General features: G+C 41.6%; 11 protein-coding genes and 1 pseudogene. All 12 read left to right on the forward strand.

Features of this window, described 5'->3' with window-relative positions; all coding sequences use genetic code 11:
• Positions 1-380: 380 nt before the first annotated feature.
• A complete protein-coding gene (locus ACY2VT_RS02680; RefSeq protein WP_461878774.1) occupies positions 381-5,720 on the forward strand; it encodes a SpaA isopeptide-forming pilin-related protein in 5,340 nt (1,779 codons plus the stop codon).
• 71 nt (positions 5,721-5,791) lie between these two features.
• Positions 5,792-6,319 (forward strand): hypothetical protein, encoded by a 528-nt coding sequence (locus tag ACY2VT_RS02685; protein ID WP_461878775.1) that lies wholly within the window; start codon positions 5,792-5,794, stop codon positions 6,317-6,319.
• A gap of 3 nt (positions 6,320-6,322) precedes the next feature.
• On the forward strand, positions 6,323-6,520 hold the full coding sequence (locus tag ACY2VT_RS02690) for a hypothetical protein (protein ID WP_461878776.1): 198 nt from the start codon (positions 6,323-6,325) through the stop codon (positions 6,518-6,520).
• 176 nt (positions 6,521-6,696) lie between these two features.
• Positions 6,697-7,530, forward strand: coding sequence for a phage antirepressor KilAC domain-containing protein (locus ACY2VT_RS02695; protein ID WP_461878777.1), 834 nt, complete (start codon positions 6,697-6,699; stop codon positions 7,528-7,530).
• Positions 7,531-7,532: 2 nt separating this feature from the next.
• Positions 7,533-8,066 carry a PcfB family protein gene (locus ACY2VT_RS02700; RefSeq protein ID WP_461878778.1) on the forward strand — a complete coding sequence of 178 codons (534 nt, stop codon included), beginning with the start codon at positions 7,533-7,535 and terminating at the stop codon, positions 8,064-8,066.
• A gap of 92 nt (positions 8,067-8,158) precedes the next feature.
• Positions 8,159-9,943 carry a VirD4-like conjugal transfer protein, CD1115 family gene (locus ACY2VT_RS02705; protein WP_461878786.1) on the forward strand — a complete coding sequence of 595 codons (1,785 nt, stop codon included), beginning with the start codon at positions 8,159-8,161 and terminating at the stop codon, positions 9,941-9,943.
• Positions 9,933-10,271: a hypothetical protein gene (locus ACY2VT_RS02710; protein ID WP_461878779.1), complete on the forward strand. Its 339-nt coding sequence runs from the start codon at positions 9,933-9,935 to the stop codon at positions 10,269-10,271. Before ACY2VT_RS02705 ends, ACY2VT_RS02710 begins: the two co-directional genes overlap by 11 nt.
• A complete protein-coding gene (locus ACY2VT_RS02715; protein ID WP_461878780.1) occupies positions 10,264-10,614 on the forward strand; it encodes a hypothetical protein in 351 nt (116 codons plus the stop codon). The genes ACY2VT_RS02710 and ACY2VT_RS02715 overlap by 8 nt, the downstream gene beginning before the upstream one ends.
• Positions 10,615-10,752: 138 nt before the next feature.
• A complete protein-coding gene (locus ACY2VT_RS02720; RefSeq protein ID WP_461878787.1) occupies positions 10,753-10,968 on the forward strand; it encodes a Maff2 family mobile element protein in 216 nt (71 codons plus the stop codon).
• Positions 10,969-10,986: 18 nt separating this feature from the next.
• Positions 10,987-11,859 (forward strand): VirB6/TrbL-like conjugal transfer protein, CD1112 family, encoded by an 873-nt coding sequence (locus ACY2VT_RS02725; protein ID WP_461878781.1) that lies wholly within the window; start codon positions 10,987-10,989, stop codon positions 11,857-11,859.
• A gap of 18 nt (positions 11,860-11,877) precedes the next feature.
• Positions 11,878-12,300: a PrgI family protein gene (locus ACY2VT_RS02730; RefSeq protein WP_461878782.1), complete on the forward strand. Its 423-nt coding sequence runs from the start codon at positions 11,878-11,880 to the stop codon at positions 12,298-12,300.
• A gap of 76 nt (positions 12,301-12,376) precedes the next feature.
• Positions 12,377-14,467, forward strand: a pseudogene (locus ACY2VT_RS02735) (VirB4-like conjugal transfer ATPase, CD1110 family); the annotation flags it as partial.
• Positions 14,468-14,581: the final 114 nt, after the last annotated feature.

The following is a 14,581-nucleotide window of genomic DNA, read 5'->3' on the forward strand; positions in this document are numbered from 1 at the left end:
CAGAATTACCTGCCCAGAATGATACTTCATCTGAATATGCATTATGCGTGTCTCTTGAAAGGAAACGTATTGGACAATAGGAAGTCAATATAGGAACGGGTCTGGGATAGAACAGGAAAACGCTCATAACTTTAAGTCTGATCATGTTGTCGAATCCGAATAATGGAGGATGACAGCAGAAACCATGTGGCGGTGTTCGTTGAAAAATGAATACCGCCATATTTTTGTGCTGTTATCTCAGAACTCACTTCAGGTGATGCACTGACTGTCCCAAACAGTGCAAGAACAGCGAAAGGAGGCATTCAAATATGAAAACTTAGCGGATTTTCATGAATGGTAGCAACTAAGAAATCAATAATGATGAAAGGACAAAAAGAAAAATGAGAATTCAAGGAAAAACCAAAAGAGTTATTTCGTGTTTTCTGGCAATGCTTACTGTGGCAAGTACGGTGGTACAGCCTATGGTAACATATGCGGCAGAACCATCGGATACATCTGTTCCTTATTACAGAGATGTAAAGGATCAGTTGGACGCAGACGAAGTGGTTACAGCATATGATTACACTATGTATGTTGGAGATAGTTTCGATGTAAAAACTGATTTTACTGGAATTGAGATTCCTGTAGATGAGAAGGTCAAGGTCAAATTTCAGCAGGCGATGAATGATGACGGCGAAGAGTTTTCAACAGATCATGAGGATACTTACGAGGCTGTATATTATGTCGAACCACAGATGACTGATCATCCAATGTACCAGATTAGTAGAAAACTGGTGGTGAAGGAAAGAGAATCACAGGCAGAGAGTACAGTAAATACGGATGGCTCATCGGATTATGATTCCGGTTCTGGTGAAACCGAGGAAATGTCCGGAGATGAGGATGCTGACTCGGATCAATATATGGAAGCAGAGCAGCCAGCAGAGGAATCTGAAACTGAAATCACGACAGAAGTAAATACTGATGATGAGACAGATATTTCTGATGAAGAAGGTACAATTCTTACTGATGATGAGTTCGACGCAGAAATCGAAGCTTCTGAAGATCAGGAGACGGTGGATCCGGAAACAGGAATTACGCTCTCAGAGGTACTTGAAGAAGCTGTCGAGCAGGATGTTGATTTAGAAGAGCTTGAAATTGGTGAGACAGTAACATTTGCTATGCCAATGCTTCTTGCTGCATCTGATACTGGTAGTCAGAATGTATCTATTACAAGAGGAAGCTGGTATCACTATGCGGATTATGGACTTGGTTCATATATCACAGCTCCATATTATGTATCATGGGGTGGCATTACAGCAACAGCTTACTGTGTACAGCCTTCTAAGACTGGACCGGATGACGGTACTTATACCATTACAAAGTTTGGTGATAACAAAACGCTTGCAAAGGTGTGCTATTACGGAACCAAGGCAAGTGATGAGAATGGTTTCTTCGATGAGAAGCATCCAGATTTTTCAACTGGAAAAAGATTTATCATCACTCATATTGCAGCGGCGTATGCTAACGGTTCTTCAGACTGGGCTTCAGGAACTAACTCCACAGGTCAGTCATTAGCAATGGAACTTTATAACTACTGTGTGAACATGCCGGAGATTCCGGATGTTGATATGAGCTTTTCAAAGGATGATGTGAAGGCTTATGTAGAAGGTAATTCTCAGAGAACTGAAACAATTACTTTCAAGGCAGATACTCTTCAGACTATTACCTTTAAGCTTCCTAGCGGAGTTAAGCTTGTAAATGTTTCAACAGGAAAGACCAGTGCTGCAGGGGCAGAGGTCGAAATCAACGGTGGAACTCAGTTCTATCTGACAGCACCATTAACTCAGGCAGAGGATGTGAACGCTTCTTTCTCAACAAAGATGCGAGGCAGTATTGATAAGGAATATACTGCTTATAAGATCACAACAGGTTCCGGTACTCAGGACCTGGCACTTGTATTTGGTGAAGGTGTTGGCAATGAGAAGTATGTTGACTTTAAGGTGACTTGGACGAAAGAATGTTATGTTTCCATTGTTAAGAAGGATAAGGAAACTTCCAATGCACTTGCCGGTGCTGTATATGGTATTTATAGCGATGCGGCTTGTACAAAGCTGATCAAACAGATGCCAGCAACAGATAAAAACGGTGCATCAAAGGTAACTTTAGAAAAAACACAGGAAGTTGTATATCTGAAGGAGATCTCAGTTCCTACAGGTTATACAATCGATGCCAATAGCTACAATGTTTCATTAAATATTGGCAAGACAACTTCCAAAAATGTAACAGATAAGAGAGTTGATGCGAGAATTGCTTTATCTAAACAGGATGCTGAAACAGGCAATAAGGCCCAGGGCGATGCTACTTTAGAAGGTGCTGTTTATGGCTTATATGCTCGTGAGGATATCGTTCATCCTGATGGGACAACAGGTGTGATTTATAAGGCGGGTGAACTCGTTACTTCACTTACTACAGATAAGAATGGTGAAGCGTCTGTAACAAAGCTCTATCTTGGCAAATATTATCTGAAAGAGATCACTGCTCCAACAGGATATCTCTTAGATACAGAGGAGCATGACGTAAACTGCAGTTATGAAGGTGCGAATGTTCCTACAGTTGAGAGAAATACTATTTCTAAAGAAACTGTAATCAAGCAGCCATTCCAGATTATCAAAGCAGCAAACAATGGAAAGACAGATGCAGATTTGTTATCCGGCGTTGGATTTTCTGCTTATCTTGTAAGTGACCTTAAGGTAAAGGCAGACGGATCTTATGATATGTCAAACGCTAAGCCGGTAGTGATCACTACAGATGGCGCAACTGAGATGTTTACTGATGAGAAGGGATATGCAAAATCAATTGCACTTCCATATGGTACTTATCTTGTAAGAGAGACTACCAGCAAGCACAACTTTACACCAGTAGACGATTTTATTGTAACAATCAATGAGAATCATCCAAACACTCCACAGACCTGGCGTGTGCTTTTAGATGCTGAATTTGAGGCTAAGCTTAAAATTGTGAAGAAGGATGATGAGACAAAGAAAACAGTTCTTTTACCAAATACCGAATTCAAGGTATATGATCTTGAAAGACTGAAATATGTAGAGCAGGCAACAACTTACCCATCTACTGTAATTCATAAATCCTTCAAGACAGATAACAATGGATATCTGATCCTTCCAAAGAGTCTTCGTCCTGGCAGTTATCGAATCGAAGAAGTGAATGCACCGGAAGGATATACTCTTTCTGATGTATATGTAACCGTAGAAGTTGATTCCAACACTGCATACCAGATTGATGAACTCAGTGGAGATATCATCATCGAAGTAGAATACGAGAATCATCCGGTTAAGGGACAGCTTTCTATTATCAAACAGGGTGAAATGCTTGTAAGCTATGATGAAGATTTCCATTATGAGGTCAGAGGTCTTGCAGGTGCTCAGTTTGAAGTTTATGCTGCAGAAAACATTTATACTGCAGATCACCAGCGTGATGCAGGAGGCAACCGTCTTATGTATTATGCAGAAAATGCTCTTGTTGCAACTGTGGTAACAGATGCAGAGGGACATGCAACTATTACAAACCTTCCATTAGGCAAATACTATGTGAAGGAAACAAACGCACCGGAAGGATTTGTGCTTAATACAATTCCAATGGATGCAGAATTTGCATATGTGGATCAGAACACAGCAGTTATTTATGATTCTGTAAATTGTACGGACGACCGCCAGAAAGTAGCGCTTACTGTTGAAAAGCAGGATGCGAGCACTGGAAATGTGGTAGAAGGTGCAGTATTCGGAATCTTCAATGCAGAAGATATTGTAAATGCTGATGGTGAGGTTATTGTAGCTGCTGACACAATGCTTCAGGAGATGACTTCTGATGCAGAGGGTAAGGCTACATGCACGCTTGATCTGCCACTTGGCCAGTACTATGTGAAAGAGATGAAGGCACCGGCCGGATTCGTTTCTTCTGATGAGGTACTTACATTTGATGCATCTTACCAGGGACAGGACGTACAGGTAGTAGAGCTTTCAACTGTAAAGAAAAACGAACCTACAACTGTTGAGGTTACAAAGTCTGATATTACAACAGGTGTTGAACTTGAGGGTGCTTATCTTCAGGTCATCGATAAGGACGGAAATATCGTAGATAGCTGGACTTCCAAAGCAGATGAAGCTCATGTAATCAAATATCTTGTGGTTGGAGAAACTTATGTACTTCGTGAGGAATTTGCTCCATACGGATATCTGGTTGCAAATGAAATTGAATTTACAATTGAAGATACTGCAGATGTTCAGGCAGTAGAGATGAAGGATGAGGTTCCGGTTGGCAAGCTGATCGTGAACAAAAAGGGAGAATTCCTGGATTCCGTATCTTTATTAGATAAGGCAAAGGGAATTGTAGAGCATCTCTTCAATTATGTGACTGGAAGTCTTACCGAAGTATCCTTTGAAGTATATGCAGAAGAGGATATTAAGGCCGCAGATGGTGTCAGTGAGGATTATTATAAGGCCGGTGACCTGATTGCAACAATCACTACAGATGCAACAGGTATTGCGGAACTTGATAACCTTCCACTCGGTAAATACTATGTGAAGGAAGTAGGAACTGCATATGGTTATGTTCTTGATGAAGAAATTCGTCATGTAGACCTTTCCTATGTAGATCAGAATACTCCAATCGTAGTTTATGATGAGAGCTGGCAGAATAATCGTCAGAGAGTAGTTGTACAGATCCTGAAAAAAGAAAAGGGAACTGACCGCGTACTTGAAGGTGGTGTGTTTGGACTTTTTGCAAAAGAAGATATCAAATCTGCTACTTCCGGTAATGTGCTTATTGAAGCAAACGAAATCATCGAGCTTAAGAAAACAGACAAAGATGGTAAGATCACATTTGTTGCAGATCTTCCTATCGGAGCCTCTTACTACGTTAAGGAGCTCTATGCACCGGAAGGATTTGTAAATGCTGAGGAACAGCAGGAATTTGTCTTCGATTATGAAGGTGATGCAGTCGATGCAGTAATTTTTGAATATACTTTCGAGGATGAGCCTACTACTGTTGAAATTACAAAAACAGATCTTACAGGTGGTAAGGAAATTCCTGGTTGTAAGTTAAAGGTGGTTGATGAAGAGGGCAAGGTTGTAGATGAATGGACATCAACAGAGGAGCCTCATATTATTAAGGAGCTTGTTGTTGGAAAGAAATACACACTCTCAGAAACACAGCCTGCAGATGGTTATGTAACTGCTGAAAGTATTGAGTTCACAATTGAAAATACAGCTGAAGTACAGAAGCATCAGATGAAGGATGATGTTACCAAGGTTGAGATTTCCAAGCAGGATATTGCCGGTAAGGAAATCCCTGGTGCAAAACTTACTATCTATGATGCTGATGGAAAAGTTGTTGAAAGCTGGACTTCTACTACAGAGCCACATTATATCGAAATGCTGAAGATCGGCAAGTATACCCTTCATGAGGAAACAGCACCGGACGGTTATCTTGTAGCTAACGATGTTGAATTTGAGGTAAAGGATACTGCAGAGGTGCAGCATGTAACTATGGTGGATGAAGCGAAGCCTTCTAATCCATCAGAACCTGGCACTCCGGATAAGCCATCCAATGGAACACCTAAAACAGGTGATGATAGAAATATCATGGTATGGATTACTATGCTTGCTATTGCAATCGCAGGAATCGGTGGTGCTGTAATTACTCTTCGCCGTAAGAAGAGACAGTAAAATAAAGTGATAAATGAGCGTTCATAGATGCGAAAAACCGTCTATGGACGCTTGTTTTTTTGGAGGTAATAATGGCAAATGACAGAATGACAATGCCTGGCGATATTCCGGATTTCGTGAGAGAAGCAGAGGAAGCGATGGCATCAGGGGAAGCATTTCTCCCTGAAGAGCCCAAAGAGGTCACGATTAAATTCGGAAGAGGTCTGGTTGGAGAACCATTCATTTCAAAAAATGGCAATGAGCTGGTTGAAATCAAGATTCCAAATGCAGATTCAAAGGATAGCAGACCATGGGAATCCTTTGTGATTTCTCCAAAGATGGTTCATGAGAATCAGTTTGGAAAGGGTATGTGGATGAAGTTGCCGGAAGACGGAACTACCAGACTGGCAAGAAGTGTAAATACCGGAATAGATGCCAATGGCAAGAAAATATGGAAAACAGAATATAGAAATGTTGCAAATACGGAGCTGAAAAGTCTTTTAGAGTCCTACAAAACCAGGGAATCAGTCCTTGGAAAGCTCTCAGAGAAGAAAGAGGCAATTGGATCAGCTCCCAAAACAATGAAGCCGAAGACAAGAACAAATGATGTAAGTCTCTAATTGTTGAGACACGGGGTAATTGGCATGGTCAAAAAAATAATGAAGATGATTCTGAGGGGTATTGTGTACAGTGGAGCGTTCCTTCTTATGGCTGGTTTCACTGTTCTGCTCGCAGTAGCAGCTGCTATAGAGGATGAATTATCAGAAATAATGCATGAAGGTGAGGAAACAGGTTATGGAAAATCAAGATTACAGAATTGATGATAAGGCAAAGATCGCGGGCGCTAAGTATCAGGAGGATAAGCCCTGGTCTTGTGAATACTGTTACTGGTGGACGAGTAGAAAGCGTGGGTGCTGCCTTGCGGAATGTCATTATTTGATCAAGACCACCAAGCAGAAACCGAAAACAGAAAAGGGTAACTGTGATGGCTGCCCATATGGAAGAAATCGTATTTGTATCGGCTATTGTATTGCAAAGATACAAAAAGAAATGCGAGGGAAAAGGAGTAGGAACAATGGATCAACTTATGAATGTTGATTACAACGGTGATGTTCCAAGAATATCTGCCAGAGAGCTGCATGAGCATCTGGAAATCGAGACCCCATTTACCATGTGGTTTTCGCGTATGGTGAAATATGGTTTTGAGGAAGGATCAGATTACAGGATCCTGGTGGTAGAGCATAAAACAGCGCAGGGAAATACGGTCAGCCGTAATGAATTTATGATTTCTGTTGATATGGCAAAGCAGCTTTGCATGTTACTTCGTACAGAAAAAGGCAAGTTATATCGGCAGTATTTCCTTGAACTGGAGAAGGCCTGGAATAGTCCGATGCAGGTGATGGCAAGGGCGATCAAATTTTCAGAAGAGCAGTTACTGGAGTGGAAAGGCCAGTGTCTGTTATTAGAAGAACGATTGACCGAAAAGCAGTCCCTGATAGAGGTTCTGGAGCCAAAAGCTAAATATCTGGATGAAATACTGCAGTCGCCATCCCTTGTGACGATGACACAGGTTGCAAAGGATTATGGCATGAGTGCAAAACAGTTAAATCTGATTTTAAAGGAAAAGAGTATTCAGTATAAGTCAAATGGCCAATGGGTCTTATATGCAAAATATCAGGGAAAAGGATATGTGCATAGTCAGACCTATCAGATTCCGGGGTCTTCCCAGACAGTGATGCATACGTTATGGACACAAAAAGGAAGAGAATTTCTCTATTATCTTTTAAAGGATATGGGAATATTACCAGTTGTAGAAAGAGTAGGTGAATAAATTTGCAGGAAGAAGTAAATGATAAGACCTTTAATCTCTGTGTACAGGCAACAAAGATGACGGCAAGGACCTTGATGGCTGCTATGACCAAATATTTATCAGCAAAAGATAATGAAAAACAGGCTGAGAAGAATGGTAAGGCACAGGAAAGAGGGCGTGCCAAGGAAAAACAGAAACAGGAGGCCAGAAAGCCTAAGGGTAAGCAGACAATTAAGAAGCTGCAGGAGCAGGGGGCTGAACTTACTAATATTCAGATCACCGATAAAAATATCAAGTCATTTGATAGGGTGGCCAGAAAATATGGTATTGATTACAGTCTGAAGAAGGATGCTTCCACTGATCCTCCGAGATACATGGTTTTCTTTAAGGCTAAAGATGTAAAGGTGATGGAAGCAGCTTTCAGGGAATATACCGGCAAAACGGTTCTTAAGACCAAGAAGCCTTCAATTCGTAAAAAGCTTTCCAAGGCGATACATCGTGTTAATCACAGACAGCGCCAGCGTACAAGGCAGAGAGGAAAGGATCAGGAACGATGAAAAAGACAAAAGCCAGGGCAAGGAGCCCCGGCAAAATTTCAGAATTTATAAGGGGAAAGTTGCAGGGCGCCAATCTGAAGAAAGTGGTTGTCATGAACTTTCCTTTTTTAATTGTATTTTATGTAGCGGATAAGGCTGCATGGTTATACAGGCATTGTGTAGGGGCATCGGCAGTTGTGAAGCTTGGAGTAATGCTGATGAATTTTCAATTAGCATTTACAAAACCTATGCCAAGTTTTGTTTTAACAGATCTGGCCTGGGGTGTTGGAACGGCAGTAATGCTCAAGGCTGTTCTTGTATACCGCAGTAAAAATGCTAAGAAATTCCGTCATGGTGAAGAGTATGGCTCAGCCCGATGGGGAACACCAAAAGATATCGAGCCCTTTATCGATCCAGTATTTGAGAACAATGTTTTGTTAACTCAAACGGAACGATTGACAATGAATTCAAGACCAAAGCAGCCGAAATATGCCAGAAATAAAAACGTAATCATTATAGGTGGTTCCGGATCCGGTAAGACCAGATTCTATGTGAAGCCGAATCTGATGCAGATGGGAGAAAAGATTTCCTATGTTGTAACCGACCCGAAAGGAACCATCATTATCGAATGCGGAAAAATGCTGGTTGATAACGGCTATAAGGTGAAGGTGCTCAATACTATTAATTTTAAGAAAAGCATGCACTATAATCCTTTCCACTATATCCGAAGTGAGAAAGATATCCTGAAGTTGGTAAATACAATCATTGCTAATACCAAGGGAGAGGGAGAAAAGTCTTCTGAAGATTTCTGGGTCAAGGCGGAGCGACTGCTGTACACAGCTTTGATCGGATATATCTGGTATGAAGCACCGGAGGAAGAGCAGAATTTTGCAACACTTCTGGAATTTATCAATGCCAGTGAGACTAGGGAAGAGGATGAGGAATTCAAAAATGCGGTGGATGAGCTTTTCGATGAGCTTGAAGCAGAGCATCCGGAACACTTCGCAGTGCGTCAATACCGCAAATATAAGCTTGCGGCCGGCAAAACTGCAAAATCAATTCTTATTTCCTGTGGTGCCAGATTAGCACCATTCGATATTCAGGAATTAAGAGACATTATGGCTTATGACGAAATGGAACTGGATATGTTGGGTGATCAGAAGACGGCAATGTTCGTCATTATTTCTGATACAGATGACACCTTCAATTTTATTGTAGCGATCATGTACACCCAGTTATTCAATCTGCTTTGTGACAGAGCAGATGATGTTCATGGAGGGCGATTGCCTTACCATGTACGATTGCTGCTTGATGAGTTTGCGAACATTGGACAGATTCCAAAATTCGACAAATTGATAGCAACAATTCGAAGCCGTGAAATCTCAGCATCAATTATTCTTCAGTCGCAGTCGCAGCTTAAGACAATTTATAAGGATGCAGCTGAAACCATTACCGGTAACTGCGACACTATGCTGTTTCTTGGAGGCAAGGAAAGTTCCACACTTAAGGAAATATCGGAAATTCTTGGAAAGGAAACGATTGATCTGTATAACACCTCAGATACACGAGGACAGAACAGATCCTATGGTCTGAATTATCAAAAAACAGGAAAAGAACTTATGAGCAAGGACGAACTTGCAGTTATGGATGGCAGTAAATGTATCCTTCAGCTGCGTGGTGTACGTCCTTTTTTAAGTGACAAATTCGATATTACCAGACACAAACGCTATAAGGAACTGGCTGATTATGACAAGAAGAACGAATTTGATGTCGAAAAATATTTATCCCATCGGTTAAGACTCACAGAAAATACAGAGTTCGAGATGTGGGAAGTTACGGTAACAGAAGAGGATATCTCTGCAGTTGCTGTGGAGGAAGGAGAAGATCATGTGGATTGAAGCTAAAAGACGAAGCGGACGTAATGAAAATCTGTTTGTGTTCCAGTTTACTTCACTGGAACTGGATTATGAGCCATACATTCAGCATCTGACTGATATTGTTCCCGTATTGGGAAACGAAAGAGCAGAAGATCGTCTGATTCAGCTGATTCAGCTGATTCATAGGCTGCAGGCCAGATGTGATGACACTTATACGAATGGGGAAGTGGTAGCATCCTCTTTCCTGTTTGCAGACGAAATGGCAGAGATGACAACGCATATGTCATATTTACTGCTTTATCTTGATGAGAAATCAGAAGAAATGGAAGGAGAAACAAGAGATGAGTAAGAAGGGAATTATTTTAATGTTGGGTGCAACAATCGCTGCAGGATTTGCAGGTTATAAGGTTGGTTCGAAGAAGCATTATTGCAGTCTTTGTGATGGTCCCGAGTTAGAACTTGAGGATGATGATTTCGATTCCGAAGAGATTGCGGATGATTCTGATCTGGAAGAGACCGAAGCTGAAGCAGAAGCCAGACGAATCCTTTCCCGCCAGATGTTAGGCGAAATCAGGGATCACGGAACGCTTCCTAAGTTTCGAAAGCTTGATCAGGAGGGTTTAGATGAGCTTCTTGGCAAAGTGAGACCGGAACTTCTTGCCTATATCATGTGTTGCGGCAGTGATGACTAATGGGAGCTGACCATGAGGGAGCGCATACGGGCACCCTGTGGATATAACAGGAAGTGCTAATATTACCTAAATTTTGAGGAAAGGAGAATGGAGATTCGCTGATAGGTTGAGAAAAAAGTGGATCTTCTGACATGCGGGGTGGCCTTTTTCAGTTCGGCGATTCAGATTTTACAGACCCTCGTTGTGGCCATTGGAGCCGGTTTAGGTGTCTGGGGTGTCATCAACCTCATGGAAGGTTATGGCAATGATAATCCTGGCGCGAAGAGTCAGGGAATTAAGCAGCTGATGAGTGGTGGCGGCGTCATTCTCATTGGAACACAGTTGATTCCGCTATTAAGTGGTTTGTTCGGTTAATAAGAGAGGAGGACGTCCATGTTCGATCAGATTTTTGATGCGATCGAGGAATGGATGAGAGGTCTTCTGACAGGGATTATTAACTCTAACCTGGACTCCATGTTCACCCAGGTCAATGAGAAGACTGGTGAGATTGCAGCCCAGGTAGGGCAAACCCCACAAGGGTGGAACAGTAGTATTTTCAGTATGATACAAAACCTGTCCAATTCGGTCATTGTGCCGATTGCAGGAATTATCATTACATTTGTGCTCTGTTATGAGCTGATCAGCATGATAACAGAGAGAAACAATATGCACGACATGGACACTTGGATGTTTTTCAAGTATTTCGTAAAGATGTGGATTGCTGTATATCTGGTCAGCAATACATTTACGATCACGATGGCTGTATTTGATGTAGGACAACATGTGGTAAATTCCGCCGCGGGAGTCATTACAGGAAGTACAGCCATTGATATTTCATCCGCTCTGACAGATCTATCCTCTACATTGGAGGCTATGGAAGTTGGAGAATTGGTCGTGGTAGCACTGGAAACCCTGATAGTCAGCTTCTGTATGAAGATCATGTCGGTTCTAATCACAGTGATTATGTATGGACGAATGATTGAGATCTATTGTTACACATCGGTTGCACCAATTCCATTTGCCACTATGACAAACAGAGAATGGGGGCAGATAGGAAATAACTATTTAAGGGGCTTATTTGCACTGGCATTCCAGGCGTTTCTGATGATGGTATGTGTTGCAATCTATGCAGTATTGGTTGCAGGCATCCAGTTTACAGATAATTTAAGCTCATCACTATTTGGCGTAATGGCCTATACCGTGGTTCTGTGCTTTAGCTTATTTAAGACAGGATCATTAAGTAAGGCAATTTTTAATGCGCACTAATCAGAAGGGAGGGGCAGTATGGCCTATGTAAGTGTCCCGAAGGACTTAAATCGGGTAAAGAACAAGGTGGCACTGAATCTCACCAAGAGACAGTTGATTTGTTTCAGTATTGCTTTGGTAATCGGTCTTCCGTGCTATTTTCTTTCGAGAAAGATTATAGGAACTACCAATGCAGCAACTGTCATGGTGCTTCTGATGCTGCCGGCATTTTTATTTGCCATGTATGAAAAGGATGGAATGAATCTGGAGCAGGTGCTGATGAATATGATTAGCGTCAAATTCCTGCGTCCGGCGATCCGTCGTTATGAAACAGAAAATTACTATGAAACAGATCCGGAGAAACAGCCGGATGAAAGTAAAAAGACAGGTTCTGATAAAAAGAAGAATCAGATGTCAAATCCAGGGAAAGGAGGAGCAGTGATTGTTCAAAAGAAAGGATAAGGATTTAGAAGAAATGCAGTCTTTCGATAAACAGGAAGCATTTGATACTCTGTTTTCGGAGCAGCATGAACTGGTGATAGGGGATGATGATGTTCGAGATAAGAAGCCTTCTAAATCTGAATTAAAGAAACAGAAAAAGAAGAAGAAAAAGGCTGAGGCCAAGCGAAAAGAAAAGCAGAAGGCTGAAGCCAGGGAGAAAGCGAAGGCCGAGGCTAAGCAGAAAAAGAAGGAAGAGAAGCGCCTTTCAGCCCAGAAGACGATCCGATATAAGGAAATGTCCAGAGAAGGAATCTGCAGAGTTCAGGGTAAGGTGTATTCTAAGACCATTCGTTTCTATGATATCAATTATCAGCTAGCACAGAATGAGGATAAGAATGCTATCTTTGAGAACTGGTGCGACTTCCTTAATTATTTCGACAGCAGTATTCAGTTTCAGCTCAGCTTCATCAATCATAAGAGCAGCATGACGGAATTCGAAAGTGTGATCCGTATTCAGCCACAGTATGATGATTTTGATGATGTACGTATGGAATATGCCAGGATGCTGAAGAGCCAGTTGGCCAAGGGTAATAATGGACTGGTGAAATCAAAGTATATTACTTTTTCTATTGAGGCTGACAACATTAAAGAAGCGAAGCCTAAGCTTGAACGTATTGAATCAGATATCTTAAATAACTTCAAGGTACTGGGAGTGCCGGCATATCCACTTAGTGGTCCTGAGAGGCTTCAGATTTTGTTTGAAACCTTCAATCCGGATGTGAGAAATCAGGCAATGTTTGATTATAATCAGATTGTAAAGACCGGTCTTGGTACCAAGGATTATGTAGCACCGAGCAGCTTTGTTTTTAAGGATGGAAAGACATTCAAGATGGGAAATACCATCGGAGCAGTGTCTTATCTTCAGATTCTTGCGCCAGAGCTTACAGATAAAATGCTTGCCGATTTCCTGGATATCGACAAAAATCTTGTGATCAATCTGCACATCCAGTCAGTTGATCAGGCAAAGGCGATTAAGCTGGTAAAGAGTAAAGTAACAGATATCAACCGCATGAAAATTGAAGAGCAGAAGAAGGCGGTAAGATCAGGATACGATATGGATATCATTCCATCTGACCTGAATACTTACGGTGGTGAAGCCAAACGTCTTCTGGAAGATCTGCAGTCACGAAATGAGCGTATGTTTCTTGTAACAGCGCTCTTTTTAAATACCGCAAAATCCAAACAGGGACTGGAAACTGCAGTATTTCAGACTGCCGGAATCGCACAGAAGTTTAACTGCGTGTTAAAGCGTCTGGATTACATGCAGGAAGAGGGACTGATGAGCAGTGTACCATTAGGTGTCAATCATGTGCCGATCAAACGAGCGCTGACAACTACAAGTACGGCTATCTTTGTTCCATTTACAACCCAGGAATTATTTATGCCGGGGGAATCCTTATATTATGGATTAAATGCTCTCAGCAACAATATGATCATGGTAGATCGTAAGAAACTGAAGAACCCGAATGGTCTGATTCTTGGTACACCAGGTTCCGGTAAATCATTTGCGGCAAAGAGAGAGATTACCAATGCTTTCTTCGTAACCAATGATGATATTATTATCGGAGATCCGGAGGGTGAGTATTATCCACTGGTGCATGCTTTAGGTGGTCAGGTTATTCACATCTCGCCAACCAGTAAGGATTATATCAATCCAATGGATATCAATATGGACTACTCTGATGATGATAATCCTCTTGGAATTAAGTCGGATTTCGTACTTTCTTTATGTGAGCTTATCATGGGAAGTCGTGATGGTATTGAAGCCGAAGAAAAGTCAGTAATTGACCGATGCCTGCCATTGGTTTATCAGAAATATTTTGCAGACCCAAGACCGGAGAATATGCCGATCATGGGAGATTTATATGCCTGCCTTCGTTCTCAGAAGGAACCACAGGCACAGCGAATTGCCACAGCACTTGAAATCTACGTAAACGGTTCTCTTAAAGTATTCAACCATCAGACAAATGTGGAGTTGAATAATCGAATCGTATGCTTTGATATCAAGGATCTTGGTAAACAGCTGAAAAAACTGGGAATGTTAATAATTCAGGACCAGGTGTGGAACAGAGTAACTATTAATCGTGGTTCCAAGAAATCAACCAGATATTATATTGATGAGTTCCATCGGACGAGACGTTCCGCTTGTTGAATAGACAGCGGGGTCAGTAGCCGTCCGTAAAAAGAAAAGCTACTGATACAACTGATATGGTGTTGTTCAAATGAAGGGGTAACGCCCGGA

The sequence above is a fragment of the Fusicatenibacter sp. genome (assembly GCF_050872605.1).
Lineage (GTDB): Bacteria > Bacillota > Clostridia > Lachnospirales > Lachnospiraceae > Fusicatenibacter.